This is a genomic window from Embleya sp. NPDC059237 (genome assembly GCF_042754105.1).
Taxonomy (GTDB): domain Bacteria; phylum Actinomycetota; class Actinomycetes; order Streptomycetales; family Streptomycetaceae; genus Embleya.
The window spans coordinates 573,052-590,169 of the sequence record NZ_JBHZAE010000007.1 but is presented as its reverse complement, the minus strand read 5'-3'; the positions used below and the strand labels follow the sequence as shown (position 1 = coordinate 590,169).

The 17,118-nt window shown below is 71.0% G+C and carries 10 protein-coding genes and 1 CRISPR repeat array; of the genes, 5 read left to right on the top strand and 5 right to left on the bottom strand.

What is annotated here, in order from left to right; all coding sequences use genetic code 11:
• Positions 1 to 92 precede the first annotated feature (92 nt).
• A CRISPR array of direct repeats spans positions 93 to 913; the repeat unit is 29 nt; unit sequence GGGACCATCCCCGCGTGCGCGGGGAGCAG.
• A gap of 956 nt (positions 914 to 1,869) precedes the next feature.
• From ACFXKZ_RS24760 to ACFXKZ_RS24750, 3 genes are all read left to right on the top strand, one after another.
• A complete protein-coding gene (locus ACFXKZ_RS24760; protein ID WP_380003141.1) occupies positions 1,870 to 2,862 on the top strand; it encodes an HNH endonuclease in 993 nt (330 codons plus the stop codon).
• Between the two features lie 247 nt (positions 2,863 to 3,109).
• Complete coding sequence (locus ACFXKZ_RS24755; protein ID WP_380003140.1) at positions 3,110 to 4,555, top strand: MFS transporter; 1,446 nt, start codon at positions 3,110 to 3,112, stop codon at positions 4,553 to 4,555.
• 197 nt (positions 4,556 to 4,752) lie between these two features.
• Positions 4,753 to 5,712 carry a phosphatase PAP2 family protein gene (locus tag ACFXKZ_RS24750; protein WP_380003139.1) on the top strand — a complete coding sequence of 320 codons (960 nt, stop codon included), beginning with the start codon at positions 4,753 to 4,755 and terminating at the stop codon, positions 5,710 to 5,712.
• Here ACFXKZ_RS24750 and ACFXKZ_RS24745 read toward each other — a convergent pair.
• Positions 5,676 to 8,693: a bifunctional [glutamine synthetase] adenylyltransferase/[glutamine synthetase]-adenylyl-L-tyrosine phosphorylase gene (locus tag ACFXKZ_RS24745; protein ID WP_380003138.1), complete on the bottom strand. Its 3,018-nt coding sequence runs from the start codon at positions 8,691 to 8,693 to the stop codon at positions 5,676 to 5,678. The two genes, ACFXKZ_RS24750 and ACFXKZ_RS24745, sit on opposite strands and share 37 nt — an antisense overlap.
• A 244-nt stretch (positions 8,694 to 8,937) precedes the next feature.
• On the opposite strand from ACFXKZ_RS24745, the gene ACFXKZ_RS24740 reads away from it, so the two are divergent.
• Positions 8,938 to 9,564 (top strand): TetR/AcrR family transcriptional regulator, encoded by a 627-nt coding sequence (locus ACFXKZ_RS24740; RefSeq protein ID WP_078977487.1) that lies wholly within the window; start codon positions 8,938 to 8,940, stop codon positions 9,562 to 9,564.
• A gap of 297 nt (positions 9,565 to 9,861) precedes the next feature.
• On the opposite strand, the gene ACFXKZ_RS24735 is transcribed toward ACFXKZ_RS24740, so the two are convergent.
• On the bottom strand, positions 9,862 to 11,223 hold the full coding sequence (locus ACFXKZ_RS24735) for a glutamine synthetase family protein (protein ID WP_078977486.1): 1,362 nt from the start codon (positions 11,221 to 11,223) through the stop codon (positions 9,862 to 9,864).
• A 505-nt stretch (positions 11,224 to 11,728) separates the two neighbouring features.
• Between ACFXKZ_RS24735 and ACFXKZ_RS24730 the strand changes: the two genes are divergently transcribed.
• On the top strand, positions 11,729 to 13,516 hold the full coding sequence (locus ACFXKZ_RS24730) for an NAD+ synthase (protein ID WP_380003136.1): 1,788 nt from the start codon (positions 11,729 to 11,731) through the stop codon (positions 13,514 to 13,516).
• Positions 13,517 to 13,588: 72 nt separating this feature from the next.
• Here the strand turns inward: ACFXKZ_RS24730 and ACFXKZ_RS24725 are convergent, their stop codons facing one another.
• From ACFXKZ_RS24725 to ACFXKZ_RS24715, 3 genes are all read right to left on the bottom strand, one after another.
• Positions 13,589 to 14,644, bottom strand: a complete 1,056-nt coding sequence (locus ACFXKZ_RS24725; protein WP_380003135.1) for an endonuclease/exonuclease/phosphatase family protein — start codon at positions 14,642 to 14,644, stop codon at positions 13,589 to 13,591.
• A gap of 114 nt (positions 14,645 to 14,758) precedes the next feature.
• Complete coding sequence (locus ACFXKZ_RS24720; protein ID WP_380003134.1) at positions 14,759 to 15,475, bottom strand: TetR/AcrR family transcriptional regulator; 717 nt, start codon at positions 15,473 to 15,475, stop codon at positions 14,759 to 14,761.
• Position 15,476: 1 nt separating this feature from the next.
• Entirely contained in the window at positions 15,477 to 17,084 is a 1,608-nt protein-coding gene (locus tag ACFXKZ_RS24715; RefSeq protein WP_380003133.1) for an MFS transporter, read from the bottom strand.
• Positions 17,085 to 17,118: the final 34 nt, after the last annotated feature.

Genomic DNA, 17,118 nt, shown 5'->3' with positions numbered 1-17,118 from the left:
ACACCACTCGAAGCTCTGCGCGACCACGACGGACTCGGACTCGCGGCATAGAAGGACAGCAAACAAGGCGTCCGGAAAACGCGGGGCCCCTCAGGACCATCCCCGCGTGCGCGGGGAGCAGCCTGACCCGCCGCCAGGCGCTTTACCTCGTCAGGGACCATCCCCGCGTGCGCGGGGAGCAGCGCCGCCCCGCCTCCGACAACCGGATGCCGAGGGGACCATCCCCGCGTGCGCGGGGAGCAGGGGGTTCGTGCCGGTGGCGGGGCCCGCGGCGGGGGACCATCCCCGCGTGCGCGGGGAGCAGACGCACGCCTCATCAAGGTCACCGAGGCGGCCGGGACCATCCCCGCGTGCGCGGGGAGCAGTGGCAGCCTCCCGGATCTCCTTTGGACTCTCTGGGACCATCCCCGCGTGCGCGGGGAGCAGGCGGGTGTCGCCCTCCTCGCCGGCCGGGCGATGGGACCATCCCCGCGTGCGCGGGGAGCAGGGCCGGGCCCGGAGCCGTGGCGACGCGGGATCGGGACCACCCCCGCGTGCGCGGGGAGCAGGCCGGGGTCCACGCCGAGATGGGTGGCGATGCGGGACCATCCCCGCGTGCGCGGGGAGCAGCCGATCTACGAAAACCCGTGGGTGAACCTGTGGGGACCATCCCCGCGTGCGCGGGGAGCAGCTGGAGTTCGCCGACGGCGGCCCGGTGTACTCGGGACCATCCCCGCGTGCGCGGGGAGCAGTGGAGAATCCACGTGTGGAAAATCGCTATTAGGGACCATCCCCGCGTGCGCGGGGAGCAGGCCGGGCCGCGCGCGATCGGCGTCGGAGCGTCGGGACCATCCCCGCGTGCGCGGGGAGCAGGCCGCGCAGCGTCCACAGACGACCCGCCCGGTGGGACCATCCCCGCGTGCGCGGGGAGCAGTCTTGATGACCTGCGGGTTTAGGTCTCGACGGGTGCGTTTACGAGTAGTTTTGTTGAATCGGATATTAGTTGCTTTTATTGAAAATGCGACATATGTAACCTTGCTTGTGGCGCCTGGACCTCAACCGACCATCGGGACCGAGGCTCATGAGTCCCTGGCGGAACGGTACTTCCTTGGCTGCGGCCGCGAGGGCATCGGTTGTCCAGCTCGATTACCAGTTCTTGCATGGTAGGCGCGTGGCTGTGCCACCCCACGATTCGTGCTGCCGAGGCGCAATCCGGGTGCCACGCATGTTCGTTCGAGTCAAGATCCTGGTGGGTCCGGACGCTTGCGAGCGGGGGCTGGGGTGGCATACCAGGCCGGCGTGCAGGTGGGCTCCGAGCTGGGAAAACGCGTACGGCGCGGCACTGTTGGGGCCGCGCCGTACTGTGCGTCACATGGGTGCCGAGAGTTGAAAAATGCCGTGTCGGTGTGGACCGTTCCTTCACCAGAGAGGCCACGGTGCGGCGCCGCTTCGAGGCGTCGCTGGGCGTGGACATCAACGGCGCGGCGGCCCTGTGGCCGGTTTCGCGGAAGTGTCGGTTTGGGAGGAGTTGAAGTGACGGTGGGCTCTTCGACCGGCTGCTCACGGCCTTCCCGCCGGGCTGGACGGCCGCAATCGGGGGCCCGCCGGCTGTCGCGGGGAGCGGCCTCTGCCGAGAAACAGGGCGCAGGAAGGGCACACCAGGGCAGGAAATGGCACGAAACGATGAGCAGTCAGGCAAGGTGTTTGTGTAGGTCAGGGCCCATGCCACGGCATTTCCGCAGGTCAGCGGATCGCCCGGATCACTTCTTCGATATCCGAACCCCCCGAGGGTGGCCCCGTCGTCCTCTCGGAGGCGGGGTCGGTGGTGGCTTGCGGGAATTGGGGCATCGGCGGTGGTGGGTTGGGGTGGGGCGCTGACAGACTCGGGTGATGAGGATCGGGGAGCTTACCCGCGACGCCGTCTTGCAAGCTCTTGCGGAGTGCGATCGGCTCGGGACCGACGACTTCCTCGCGAGTTACGGGTTCAAGCCGGCTCGGAAGTACGTCCTGGTTCACGAGGGCAAGGACTACGACTCCAAGGCCGTCGCGGGTGTGGCCCATCGCTACTGCCAGGGGCGGGCGCTGCGGGCGGACGAGTTCAGCGGGGGTAGGGCAGCCGCCGCCGGGTGGCTGCGCAGGCTCGGGTTCGAGGTACGCACGCGGGAGTCCGGACCAGCATGGGTCTGGGACGAGTTGGTGCTGGCCTGCGCGCTGCCGGCGGGCGATGGGTGGGCGGACATCGACCCGGGTGACGAGCGCGTGGTCGAGCTCTCCCGACTGTTGCAGAAGCTGCCCTTCCATCCCGAAGCGACGCGGGGAGCCGGCTTCCGAGATCCGGAGGCCGTGGCCGGCAAGATCAGGGACCTCCGTACCCGCCGGGCGCGGGGCATCGGCAACCCGACCCGCGGCAGGAGCGGCCGGGCGGACGTCGAGGTCCTGCACGCGTTCCTCGCCGCGCCGAGCACCATGGCCGAGGCCGCGCGGCGCATCGGGTCCGGGCTGCGCTCCGGCGAGTTGCTCCGGCTTCCCGAGACGCCGCTCGAAGAGCTCGAGGAGTACAGCGCTCCGGAGGGACGCCTCCTCGCTCGGCGGCACCTCTACCGGGAACGCGACCACGGCCTGCGGGAACGCAAGATCGCCGAGGTCCTGCGCGAACGGGGCCACCTGGGTTGCACCGTGTGCGACTTCGACTTCGAGGCGAAGTACGGTGCGCACGGGGCCGGCTACATCGAGTGCCATCACGTGGTGCCGCTGCACGTGGCCGGGGAGGGCCAGACCAGGCTCGCCGATCTTGTGCTCGTCTGTGCCAACTGTCACCGCATGGTGCACCGCGGTGAACCGTGGCTGACGATCGATCAGCTCCGGGCGTCGCTCGCGAAGTAACGGTCTCCCAGCCTTCCGGGCTCCGGGACCCGGCCTCCCGGCCTCCGTCACCCCTCCGCGCCGGGCTTTGCCGCGCCCTCCGCGGCATCGCCCCGGCGCGGGCGTTTTGGCATGACATGAGGCTTTACGCACGCTGATTGCATACCCCCCTCAGGTATTTTTCGCGCAGCTCTGGATTTTGCATACCCCCCTCGGGTATGTTCCTGGTCGCCGGATACCCCCCGGTCGTATCTATGGAGTGATCGCGATGTCCGAACCACAAGCCAATCCGCGTCGCTGGACGGCGCTTGCGCTCATTGCGCTTGCGCAGTTCATGGTCATCATGGACACGTCGATCATCGGCGTGGCCCTGCCCGAGATGCGTACCGATCTCGGGTTCTCGCAGGAGAACCTGTCCTGGGTCTTCAACGCCTACGTGGTCGCGTTCGGCGGGCTGCTCCTGCTCGGTGGGCGGCTGTCCGACCTGTTCGGCGCCAAGCGGGTGTTCTCGCTCGGCTGGGCGATCCTGGGTGTCGGGTCGCTGGCCGCCGGGCTCGCCGGCGAGGTGTGGATCGAGCTGGCCGGGCGGGCCGTCCAGGGTGTCGGTGCCGCGCTCATCGCGCCCTCGGCGCTGACCCTGCTGATGATGCTCTTCGGCGGCAATCCCAAGGAGCTGACCAAGGCGTTCGCGCTGTACGGCGCCGCCGCGCCCGCCGGTGGCACCGCCGGTGTCTTCCTGGGCGGCCTGATCACCGAATACGCCAGCTGGCCGTGGGTCTTCTACATCAACATCCCCGTCGCCGTACTCGCCCTGGTCGCCACGCCGTCGCTGATGCCGGACGCCCCCGCCCGGCGCGGTTCGATCGACGTGCTCGGCGCCATCCTCGCCACCGCCGGACTCGGCGTCGCCGTCTACGCCGTCGTGCGTGCCCCCGAGACCGGGTGGGGCTCCGCCGAGACCCTGGTGGTCCTCGCCGCCGGCATCGGCCTGATCGCCCTGTTCCTGCTGCTCCAGGCGAAGAAGGCCGAGCCGCTGATGCCGCTGCGCATCCTGCGTACGCCCAACCTCGCCGGGGCCAACCTGGCCCAGTTGCTGATGGCCGCGGCCTGGATCCCGATGTGGTTCTTCCTCAACCTCTACCTCCAGCAGGTGCTCGGCCTGGGCGCCTTCGCCTCCGGCTCGGCCCTGCTGCCGATGACCGTGGCCATCATGCTCATGATGATCGTGCTCGCACCGCGCCTGATCGCCCGTTTCGGTCCCAACCCGCTGGTGGTCACCGGTCTGATCGCGCTCGCCGGTGGCATGTTGTGGCTGTCCTTCGTCCGCTCCGACGGCAACTACTGGGTGGACGTGCTGCCGGCCTCCCTGCTCGCCGCCGCCGGCATGGCGCTCGCCTTCATCCCGTCCCTGGGCACCGCGATCTCCAGCGCCCGTCCCGAGGAGGGCGGCCTCGCCTCCGGCATCGTCAACACCAGCTACCAGATCGGCTCGGCCCTCGGCCTGGCCGCGATGACCGCCGTCGCCGCCGCGCACGGCGCCCAGGAGGTCGGAAACCCCGGCGCGCTCACCGACGGCTTTTCCGCCGCGTTCCTCGGTGCCTCCGCCATCGCCGCCGCCGGCGCGGTGATCGCCGCGATCACCCTGCGCAAGCCCGCCGGTGCCGCCGACCCGACCTCCGCCGATCCTGCCCCCGAGTCCGTCCCGACCCCCTGATCACACACCGGCCCACGGGCCCCGACCGATCTCACGGACCTCGTCCGACACTCCGAAGGCCGCCCTCCATCCCCACGGAGGGCGGCCTTCGTGCACCCTCGCGACGTGCGTTTCCTCCGTCCGAAGACGGAGAAGACCGCCCTCGGATGGCCCCACGGGGTGATCGGCTCGGGGGCGGGCTCTGGCAGACTTGAGTCATGGGGGGCAATCCGAGCCGAGAGACCATGCCGCCGTCGGGGCGACGGCTGACCGACGAAGCCGGACGGACAACCATGCAGCCGATCCCCACGATGACCCGATTGCGGGTATATCTGCACACGCCGCGTCGTCCGCGATTCGTGGTCGAACTCGCGTTGGTGGCGCTGAGCTACTGGGTGTACTCACTGATCCGCAACGCGGTGCCCGAGCGTGAACACCTCGCGGTCGACCGCGCCTGGCAACTCCTCGATGTCGAGAAGGCACTGCACATCGACATCGAACACAGCGTGAACCACGCCGTCAACGGCATCACGTGGTTGATCGTGCCGATGAACTACTACTACGCCACACTGCACTTCGTGGTCACCATCGGTGTCCTGGTGTGGCTGTTCCACAAACATCCCGGCCGCTACCGGGCCGTGCGCACGGTGTTGTTCCTGACCACCGGGCTGGCCCTGTTCGGCTACTTCTTCTACGCCCTCGCGCCGCCGCGACTGCTGCCCGGCGCGGACTACATCGACACCGTCCTGGTCCACCACACGTGGGGATCGATGGCGTCCGGCGACATGAAGAACGTCTCCAACCAGTACGCGGCGATGCCGTCGATGCACATCGGCTGGTCGACGTGGTGCGCGCTCGCGATCGTGATGTTCGCCCGGCCGTTGTGGGCCAAGGTGCTGGGCGTCCTGTACCCGATCGCCACCCTGTTCGTGATCGTGGCGACCGGCAACCACTTCGTGCTCGACGCGGTCGGCGGCTGGATCACCCTGGCCGCGGCCTTCGGCGTCCAGTGCCTGGTCAACGGACGCTCCGCGTACCGCTTCCCGCAGTATCCGCCGGACGACCCGCGGGCCGCGCCGCCACCGCCGACGGACAAGAAAGCCGACGACGACCACACGCCCGACGCCCCTCGCGCGAAGCCTCAGCGCGAGCCCGTCGAAGTCTCGTCCTCGCCGTAGAAGACCCGCTCCACCACGGCCCGCGCCAGCCTGGTCACCCGCCGATACTCCTCCAGCAGACTGCCGGTCTCGTCCGACGCGTGCCCGAGCAACCGGGCCACCCCGCCCAACTCGCGCACATCGGACGGGAAGCTGTCGGAGGACCGGCCGCGCACGATCATCACCGCGTTGCGCACCCGGGTGGCCTCGACCCACGCGTCGTCCAGGATCCGGGCGTCGTGCGCGTCGAGCAGCCCCGCCTCCCGGGCCGCCGCCAACCCCTGTCGGGTGCCGGTCACCCGCAGCGTGGGAACCTCGTGCGCGTGCCGCAGCTGGAGCAGTTGCACCACCCACTCCACGTCGGCCAGACCGCCCCGGCCGAGCTTGGTGTGCATGGTCGGGTCGGCTCCGCGCGGCAGCCGCTCGGCCTCGATCCGGGCCTTCATCCGGCGGATCTCGCGGACCTGGCCGTCGTCGATCCCTGGGCACGGGTAGCGCACCGGTTCGACCAGTGCCAGGAACCGCCGGCCCAGGTCGGCGTCGCCCGAGGTGACGTCGGCGCGCAGCAGGGCCTGGCTCTCCCACAGCTTGGACCAGCGCTCGTAGTAGGCCCGGTACGACGCGAGCGTGCGCACCAGCGGGCCCTGCCGGCCCTCGGGGCGCAGGTCGGCGTCGATCAGCAGCGGCGGGTCGGTGGACGGGATCTGCAGCAGCCGGCGCACCTCGTTGCACACCCGCTGGGCGGCCTTGGCGGCCGGCTCCTCCGGCGCGCCCTCGATCGGCTCGTACACGAACATCACGTCGGCGTCGCTGCCGTATCCCTGCTCGTAGCCGCCGAACCGGCCCATCGCAATGATCGCGATCCGGGCCGGGATCGGCCCCTGCTCGCGCTCGTACCCGTCGACGGCGGCCCGCAGCGCGCCGGTCAGCGTCGCGGCGTTGACGTCGGTCAGCGCCCGGCCGATGGCGTCCACGTCCAGCCGGCCCAGCACGTCGGCGGCGACGATCCGAAACAGCTCCCGTCGGCGCACGCTGCGCGCCGCCTGTACCGCGCTCTCCGGCCCGGGCGCCCGCCCGACCGCGGCCAGGATCTCGGTCTCGAGCGCTGCCCGCGAACGCGGCCCCAACCCGTCCCCGTCACCGAGTATCGCCACCGCCTCGGGCGCGCGCAGCAGCAGATCCGGCGCGAGCCGCCCCGACGCCAGCACCCGCGCCATGTTCTCCGCCGCCGCCCCGGAGGCACCCGCCCCCGAGTCGCGCAGCAGCCGCAGGTACCAGTGCGTGTTGCCGAGCGCGTCGGAGACCTGCCGGAAGGCGAGCAGACCGGCGTCGGGGTCGGCCGAGTCGGCGAACCAGCTCAGCATCACCGGCAACAGCGTGCGCTGGATCGAGGCCCGCCTGCTGACCCCGGACGCCAGCGCCTCCAGGTGGCGCATCGCGGCGGCCGGGTCGGCATAGCCCAGCGCCTCGAACCGGGCCCGCGCGGCCTCGGCGGTGAGCCGCTGCTCGCCCGGCTTGAGTCGGGCGACCGCGTCCAGGAGCGGCCGGTAGAACAGTTTCTCGTGCAGCCGGCGCACCTCCAGCGTCTGCTGCTTCCAGGCCTTCTCCAACTCGCCCACCGGGTTGGAGCGCATGCCCATCGAGCGGGCGATCCGGCGCAGTTCGTCCGGGTCGGTGGGCAGCAGGTGGGTGCGGCGCAGCCGGAAGAGTTGGATGCGGTGTTCGAGGGTGCGCAGGAAGCGATACGCGGCGTTCAGCCCGGCGGCGTCGTCACGGCCCACGTAGCCGCCGGCGGACAGCGCGGCAAGCGCCTGCAGGGTGGAGCCGTGGCGCAGCGTCGGGTCGGACTTGCCGTGCACCAACTGGAGCAGCTGCACGGCGAATTCGATGTCGCGCAGCCCGCCCGGCCCGAGCTTGACCTCGCGGGCCACCTCGCGCGCGGGGATGCTGTCCACCACCCGGCGGCGCATCGCCTGTACGTCGGCGACGAAGTTCTCCCGGCCGGCCGCGGTCCACACCATGGGCGAGACGCTGTCCATGTACTTGCGCCCCAGGGCCGGGTCGCCGGCCACCGGGCGGGCCTTGAGCAGGGCCTGGAACTCCCAGGTCTTGGCCCAGCGTTCGTAGTAGGCGAGGTGGCTGGCCAGGGTCCGGGTGAGCGGGCCGTTGCGGCCCTCGGGGCGCAGGTTGGCGTCGACCTCCCAGATCGAGCCCTCGACGGTGGTCGCCGAGCAGGCCCGCATCAGGGCGCCGGCGAGCCGGTTGGCGGCGGCGACCGCGCTGCCCTCCGACACGCCGGGCGGGGCTTCGGCGACGAAAACCACGTCCACGTCGCTGATGTAGTTGAGTTCGCGTCCGCCGCACTTGCCCATGCCGATCACCGCCAGCCGGCACTGTTCGGCCTCGACCGGATGCTCGCGGCGGACCAGGTCGAGCGCGGCGTCCAGGGTGGCGCCGGCCAGGTCGGCGAGTTCGGCGGCCACGGTCGGCTCGTCGGCGAAGCCGCACACGTCGCGTGCGGCGATGGAGAGCAGGCAGCGCCGGTAGCCGATGCGTAGCGCGTCGAGCGCCGGGTCGCCGCGCAGGCCGGTGAGCGCGCCGGTGAGTTCGGTGTGGAAGTAGGCCGGCGTGGGCCGGGCGTCGCGAACGTCGTAGGTGACCAGGGAGCGCCAGTCGTCGGGGTGCCGGGCGAGGTGGTCGCCGAGCGCGGCGCTGACCCCGAGGACGCCCAGTATCCGGTCCCGGAAGGGCTTCGCGGACGCGAGCGTGGACAGCAGGACCGAGCGGTCGGCGGCGGCCTCGGCGAGTCGGACCAGGCCGAGCAGCGCAAGGTCGGGGTCGGCGGTGGCGGCCAGCGCGTCCAGGAAGAGCGGGTCGTCGCCCGCGCCAAGCAGGGCCGGATCGCGCAGGTTGCGCGCGGCGCTCGCGATGTCGGTGAAGCCCAGTCGCACCAGACGCCCGTCGGTGGCCGCCGGTTCGCGAGGCTGATCCACAGAGGTCACCGGCCGAGCGTATCCGGTCAAACGACTGATCGATCAAGAACGGAACTGGGAATGTGGACGCGCCGCACCGGGGGTTCGCCGAGCCCCCCGACCGCGGCGAACACATGTGCGGCGCGCCCTCGTCCGGTGGTGAACGGCGATTCCACTCTGCGAGCCGTCCGTCCCACGGCCCGAAGAGGCCTCCGTAGCGACGAGCCGCCATACGCCACCGTACGGGACGTCACCCTACGTTAGCGTAGGTGCCATGCGCAACGGTGTTCCCTCGGAGAGGGTTCAATCAGACGACGAACCGGAACGGTCCGCTCGCCCCGGCCGCCGCACCCTCAGCCGAGAGGACTGGGCTCGAGCGGCCCTGGAGGCGATGCGGGAAGGCGGCCTGGGCGCGGTCGCGGTGGAACCCCTCGCGGAACGCCTCGGCACCACCAAGGGCAGTTTCTACTGGCACTTCAAGGATCGCGACTCGCTCATCCAGGCCGCACTGGAGCGCTGGGTGGCCGAGTCCGAGGAACTGATGGCCGCGGCCGAACGGATCGAGGATCCGGTCGAGCGTGGGCGCCGACTCACCGAGTACGCGTTCACCGCGCCCAGCGGCGCGGACATCACCACCACACTGCTGATCCACGCCCAGCACCCGGTGGTCGGCCCGATCCTGGAGCAGGTCACCCGCCGGCGGCTGGAGTTCGGCGCCCGGCTGACCGAGGAGTTGGGCCTGCCCGCCGACGCCGCCTACCGGCATGCGCTGACCGCGCTGACCATGACCGTCGGCATCGCGCTGATCCGCCGGGGCGCGCCGCAGCTGCTGCCGCAGGGCGAGGAGAAGGACGCCTACGTCCGCTACATCCTGGAGTTGCTCGGCCCGCCGATGTCCTGAGCGCGGACGTCCCGGGCGCGGACGTCCCGGGCAGGTCCCGGGCGGGGACGTCCCGAGCACGTCCGGGCGGGGATGCCTCGGACACGGATATCCCGGACACGGATATCCCGAGCCCCCGGCGGCCCATACGTCCGACCGCCCCGCCGCCGCCCGACGACCGACGGCCCGATCCCCCGGCGGGGTCGGGCCGTTCGACGTGGTGGAGCCCTGGAGTCGGGACGGTGCCGGACCGGGGGCGTTGCCGGCCGTGAAACGGAGCCGGTGCGGTGCCGGACCCGCAGCCGTGCCGGCGCCGCCTCAGAGCACCGGCAGGTAGCGCTTCAGCTCGAAGGGAGTCACCTGCTGGCGGTACTCCTCCCACTCGTGCCGCTTGTTGCGCAGGAAGAACTCGAAGACGTGCTCGCCCAGGATCTCCGGCAGCAGCTCGCTGCGCTCCATCAGCGCGATCGCCTCGGCCAGGTTCTGCGGCAGCGGCGCGATGCCGAGCGCGCGCCGCTCGGCGTCGGTCAGCGCCCACACGTCGTCCTCGGCGCCCGGGGGCAGCTCGTAGCCCTCCTCGACGCCCTTGAGCCCGGCGCCGAGCAGCACCGCGTACGCCAGGTAGGGGTTGCACGCCGAGTCGATCTGGCGCACCTCGATCCGGGTGGACTGCCCCTTGGTGGGCTTGTACATCGGCACCCGCACCAGGGCGGAGCGGTTGTTGTGGCCCCAGCAGATGTACGACGGCGCCTCGCCGCCCATGCCCGCGGTGCGCGCCGATGCGCCCCACAGCCGCTTGTACGAGTTGACCCACTGGTTCGTGATCGCGGCCATCTCGCCCGCGTGCCGCAGCAGCCCCGCGATGAACGAGCGGCCGACCTTGGAGAGTTGGTACTCGGCGCCGGCCTCGTAGAACGCGTTGCGGTCGCCCTCGAACAGGGACAGGTGCGTGTGCATCCCCGAGCCCGGGTGCTCGGAGAACGGCTTGGGCATGAAGGACGCGTGCACGCCCTGCTCCAGCGCGACCTCCTTGACCACGAGGCGGAAGGTCATGATGTTGTCCGCCGTGCTCAGCGCGTCGGCATAGCGCAGGTCGATCTCCTGCTGGCCCGGCGCGCCCTCGTGGTGGCTGAACTCGACCGAGATGCCCATGTTCTCGAGCATGGTGATCGCCTGGCGGCGGAAGTCCTGGCCGACCGGCTGCGGGGTGTGGTCGAAGTAACCGCTGTGGTCGATCGGCGTCGGCGGGGTCCCGTCGACCGGCTTCTCCTTCAGCAGGAAGAACTCGATCTCGGGGTGCGTGTAGAAGGTGAAGCCCTTCTCCGAGGCCCGCTCCAGGGTGCGCTTGAGCACGTAGCGCGGATCGGCGAAGGACGGCGAGCCGTCGGGCATCAGGATGTCGCAGAACATGCGAGCGGTACCGGGGGCCTCGGCCCGCCAAGGCAGTATCTGGAACGTGGCCGGGTCCGGCTTGGCGAGCATGTCCGACTCGTGCACGCGCGCGAAGCCCTCGATCGCCGAGCCGTCGAAGCCGATGCCCTCGGCGAACGCCTGCTCGAGTTCGGCCGGTGCCACCGCGACGGATTTCAGGAAGCCGAGCACGTCGGTGAACCAGAGCCGCACGAACCGGATGTCGCGCTCCTCGAGGGTGCGGAGCACGAACTCCTGCTGCTTATCCATAATTCCCTATCCTTGCAGGTCGGACGGCCTGTGAGCGATCGGCAGGGGCACCGCGGGCACCCGAGTATCCCGCTGCGGGGTTTCGAGCACATTACGTGCCCTTTGCGTTGCGTCCTCGGCCGCGTACTGCTACCGCCGTGCTTCGCCACGCCCCGTGCTCCGGTACCCCGAAACCGCTCGGGGACGACCTGCGGGGCGGCTGTTTCGTGCGGCATCACACCCGTCGGGGAATCCCGTCGGGCGAGTCGTCGGGGCCCGGTGGTGAACCGTGCCAAGGGTATCCTCCGGGCGGTTCGACGCCGAGCCCCGGGCCCGCCCGGGCGGACGCCTTTCGCCCGCTGTTGGCCTGCGGTTTTCCGTCCGGCCGAGGGGCCGCCACCGCACGCCGCGTCCGGTCCGCGCGGACGGGTCGCGGATGGGTCGTGGGCGGGCCACGGGTGGCTTGCGCCGGGCCCACGTCGACTATTCGTCACTTTGACGTCAAGGGTCGGGTACATTGGAACGCGTGACCCGGATTCGCATCGCCCTCAGCCAGATCGACCCCACGGTCGGCGACCTCGACGGCAACGCCGAACTGGTGGTCGGCCGCACCCGGCGGGCCGCCGAGCGCGGCGCGACACTCGTGGCCTTCCCGGAGATGGCCCTGACCGGCTACCCCGTCGAGGACCTGGCTCTGCGCTCGTCCTTCGTCGAGGCATCCCGACTGGCCATGGAGGGCCTCGCCGACCGGCTCGCCGCCGAGGGGCTGGGCGAGATCGCGGTGGTGGTCGGGTATCTGGACCGGTGCGAGGAGTCCGCGCCGCGCCTGGGCCGTCCGGCCGGCGCCCCGCAGAACGCGGTCGCGGTGCTGCACCGGGGCCGGATCGTGGCCCGCTCGGCCAAGCACCACCTGCCCAACTACGGCGTCTTCGACGAATACCGCTACTTCGTGCCCGGCGACCGGCTCCTGGTCGTTCGGATCGGCGGGGTGGACATCGCGATCGCGGTCTGCGAGGACCTGTGGCAGGAGGGCGGACCGGTGGCCGCCGCGCGCGCCGCCCGGGTGGGTCTGCTGCTGTCGATCAACGCGTCGCCGTACGAGGTGAGCAAGGACGATTCGCGGCTCGACCTGGTCCGCCGCCGGGCCCGCGAGGCCGACTGCACACTCGCCTACGTCAACGCCTTCGGCGGGCAGGACGAGCTGGTCTTCGACGGCGACTCGCTGATCGTGGACGCCGAGGGCCGGCTGCTCTCGCGCGCCGCACAGTTCCACGAGGAACTACTCGTGGCCGACCTGGACCTGCCGCAGCGCACCGTCGACGCCCGACTCGCCCGCACGGACGACACGGTGGCCGACGACCTGACGATCCGGCACGTGGTGCTGACGGAGGAGTCCGCGCCGCCGCCCGCGCCCGCCGCCGAGCACACCATTGCGCCGGCCCTGTCCGACGACGCGGAGATCTACCGGGCACTGGTCACCGGTCTGCGCGACTACGTGGCCAAGAACGGCTTCAAGTCGGTCCTGCTCGGCCTGTCCGGCGGGATCGACTCGGCCCTGGTCGCGGCGATCGCGGCCGACGCGGTGGGCGGCGGCAACGTGTACGGCGTCTCGATGCCCAGCAGCTACTCCTCCGAACACTCCAGGGACGACGCGGCCGACACCGCCGAGCGCATCGGGCTCGACTACCGGCAGGTGCCGATCGCGCCGATGGTCGACGCCTACCTGGCCGCGCTCGGGTTGACCGGCCTGGCCGAGGAGAACCTCCAGGCACGGGTGCGCGGCACCACCCTGATGGGCCTGTCCAACCAGGAGGGCCACCTGGTCCTGGCCACCGGCAACAAGAGCGAGCTGGCCTGCGGCTACTCCACCCTGTACGGCGACGCGGTGGGCGGCTTCGCACCGATCAAGGACGTGCCCAAGACCGCGGTGTGGCGGCTGGCCCGCTGGCGCAACGCCGAGGCCGAGCGGCGCGGCGAGGTCGCGCCGATCCCGGTCAACTCGATCACCAAGCCGCCCAGCGCCGAGCTGCGGCCGGGCCAGGTCGACACCGACTCGCTGCCGCCCTACGAACTGCTCGACGACATCCTGGACGACTACGTCGAACGGGACATGGGCCGCGACGCAATCGTGGCCGCAGGCTTCGAACCGGCACTGGTGGACCGCATCCTGGCCCTCGTCGACACCGCCGAGTACAAGCGGCGCCAATACCCCCCGGGCACCAAGATCTCCCTCAAGGCCTTCGGCCGCGACCGCCGCCTACCCATCACCAGCCGCTGGCGCGAAAGCGGCCGACCGGGAGCCGGACCGGCCTGAGCCCGCAAGCCGGGACACCCGCAGGGCCCGACCGATGCGGTCGGGCCCTGCGGCAGGCGACTTCGCGATGCCTCACTTCAGGCGCAGGTCCGCCTGGACCGGTTTGTGGTCGCTCGGGGTGCTGCCGAGGACCTTTGCGTCGGCCGCGGTCATGCCTCGGTACATGATGTGGTCGATCGCGGCCATGGGGAACGACTCGGGCCAGGTGAAGCCCATGCCCGTGCCCGCCGTGTCCTGGGCGTCGCGCAGGTAGCGGGTGACCGGGCGCAGCGCGCGGTCGTCGGTGGTGCCGTTGAGGTCGCCGACCAGGATCACGTGCGGCGCGGTCTCGACCGCGAGCGACGAGGCGAGCCGGTCGATCGTGCGGTTGCGGTCGCCGACGGTGAAGCCGCTCGGGCCGAAACGCACCGACGCCAGGTGCGCGACGTAGAAGGGCACGTCGCCCTTGGGCGTGGTGATCACGGTGCGCAGCGCCCGGGTGAAGCCCATCCCGACGTCGATCGCCTCGGCCTTGCTCATCAAGAAGCGGGCCGTGGTCCACACCGCCACCGTGCCCTCGTGCTGCACGTTCGGGTAGCGGTCCTTGAGCACGGCGTTGTACTGCTTCCACGCGCCCTCGGGCAGCTCCTCGAGCGCGATCACGTCGGCGCCCGAGCCGAGCAGCGAGCGCGCGGTGCCGGCCGGGTCGGGGTTGCCCGCGTTGACGTTGTGGCTGACCACCCGCAGGTCGTGCGGGCCGCCGCCGCGGCCGGGCAGGAAGAAGCCGCCGAACATGGTCACCCAGACCAGGACCGGCAACATCGTCGCGGCGACCGCGGTCCACGAGCGGCGGATCGCCGCGCAGACCAGCAGCACCGGGACGACCAGGCCCGCCCAGGGCAGGAAGGTCTCGATGAAGCTGCCCCAGTTGCCCGGGGTGTTGGGCACGAGCCGGTGGAAGGCCATCGGCAGCGCGGCCAGCACCGCGAACACCGCGATCACCCGGCCGCGCCGCCACGGCGGGGTGCGCCAGACGCGGACCGCGCCGTCCCGGATCGATTCCCACGACCAACGTGACCCGCGCCGCGGACCGCCGTCGCCGGCCGGCTGCGGCTCGGCTCCGGTGTCGGTCGTGGTGGGCCACGTCATGCTGCCTCCTGATGTCCCGGGGTACGGGTCCCGACTGTCCGCGTCAACGTACGAACAAAACGTCGCCTACGTCGAAACGGACGCCGGGAAGCGGCCGATAGGTTCCCTTTGGGCTCAGGAGCGAGCGCGGATTCCGCCGAGCAGCGCGTCCGCGAGTTGGCCCGGCAGCTCCGGATCCAGACTCGCGTTCTCCCGTACGAGCTTGCGTACCAGTATGGGGCCCGTGACGAGGTCCATCAGGACTTCCATCGGAAGGTCGGCGCGCAGCTCGCCGGAGTCCATCCCGCGCTGGAGCAGATCCCGCAGGATCGCCCGGCGCTTTTCCACCACCACCTCGTGGTAGCGCCGATGCAGCTCCGGGTGGTTGCGGATCTCGCCCGCGACCACCCCCATCAGGCCGTCGCCGCGCTTGTCGATGGCCTGCCGGCGCATGTTCTCCAACACGCTGACCAGGTCCTCGCGCAACGAGCGGCCCGCGAGCACGGTCGGGGTCACCTCGGCGGCCTCGATCGCCGCGATGATCAGCGCCTCCTTGCCGGGCCAGCGGCGGTAGATGGTGGCCTTGCCCACCCCCGCCTCCTGGGCCACCGCCTCGACGGACAGGCCGGTGATGCTTTGGTGCTCGGCGAGCAGTCGCAACGTCGCGTGCAGGATCGCCCGTTCGGCCTCTTCGCTGCGGGGCCGACCCCGGCGCGGCTTGTCCGCCGCGCCGGGGTCTTCGACGTCGATCCCGACGGTGGGGCCGACGTCGGCCTCGACGGCGGGGTCGGTGTGCACGGTGGGGTCGGCCGACGTCGGCTCGACCGCTGATCGGGATGTCGCAGGCTGCATGTCAGACCTTCGCGGAGCGCTGTTCCTCGACGGGCTCCCCGGGTCGGCCCGCTCCCGGGGCAGTCTGCCCGGCATCGCGGCGCGGCATCCACAGGAACACCACGACCGCGCCGATCAGGCCGACCACCGCCGAACCGATCGAGGCCGCGTGCATCGCGTCGATGAAGCCGTCCTTGGCCGGGTCGACCAGCGCCGCGCCCCGGTCGCCGAGCCGGCCGGCGACCGCGAGGGTGGCCTCGACCGAGTCGCCGGCCGGGCCGCGCGGCACGTTCGGCGGCAGCTTGTCGAGGTCGCCGGAGATCCGGTCCCGGTAGACCGAGGACAACACCGAGCCCAGGATCGCCACGCCGAGGGCACCGCCCACCTGGCGCACGGTGTTGCTGACCGCGGATCCGGCGCCGGCCTTCTCGCGCGGCAGCGAGGACATGATCGAGTTGGTGGCCGGCGGCATCACGTGCGCCATGCCCGCGCCCTGGAAGAAGAAGACCACGCACAGGATCCAGATCGGCGAGGTGCGGTCCATCCAGAGGAAGGACAGGAAGCTCAGGCCGACCAGCAGCATGCCGCCGGTGGTCACCGCGCGCACCCCGAACCGCTTGACCATCACCGAGCTGCGCGCCGAGAACAACAGTTGCGCAACGGCCAGCGGGAGCAGCAGCAGACCGGTCTGGAGCGGGGTGTAGCCGCGCACGCTCTGCAGGTAGAACGCCATGAAGAAGGTCACGCCGAGGAGCGCGAAGAAGACCAGGCCGATCGCGGCGGCCGCGGCGGAGAACGCCGGGTCGCGGAAGAACCGCACGTCGAGCGCGGGGTGGTCGCTGCGCTTTTCGAACCAGACGAAGAAGGCGAGTACGGCCAAGCCGAGCACGATCGTGCCGATCACCTCGATGCTGCCCCAGCCCGCGTCGCCGCCGCGGATGATGCCGTAGACCAGCGAGACCAGGCCCGCGATGGACAGCACCACCCCGATCGGGTCGAGCCGGCCCGGGCGGGGATCACGCGAGTCCGGCACGAGCACCAGCATCGCGACGATGCCGACGATCACGATCGGGACGTTGATCAGGAACACCGAGCCCCACCAGAAGTGGTCCAGCAGCGCGCCGCCGGTGATCGGGCCGATCGCGATCGCGAGACCCACCGCGCCGGACCAGATGCCGATCGCCTTGGGCCGCTCCTGCGGCTCGAAGACGTTGCTGATGATGGAGAGCGTGGCCGGCATCACGAACGCGCCGCCGAATCCCATCACCGCGCGCGCCGCGATCAGTTGCCCCGGGTTTTGCGAGTAGGCGGACAGCAACGAGGCGAGACCGAAGATCACCATGCCGAACAGCAGCGTGCGTTTGCGACCGAAGCGGTCGCCCAGGATGCCGGCGGTGAACAGCAGGCCGGCGAAGACCAGCGTGTAGGAGTTGATCGCCCATTGGAGTTCGCTCTGGGTGGCGCCCAGACCCTTGTCCGGGTCGGCGATGGTCTTGATCGCGACGTTGAGGATGGAGTTGTCGAGGACGACGACCAGCAGGCTGATCACCAGGACGCCGAGGATGGCCCAGCGCCGGCGGTGTATGTGCTCGTCGACGGTGCGTATCGGGGGAACGTTCGCTGCGGTCACGGGTGAGGCTCGATTCGTACGACACGTGGACACT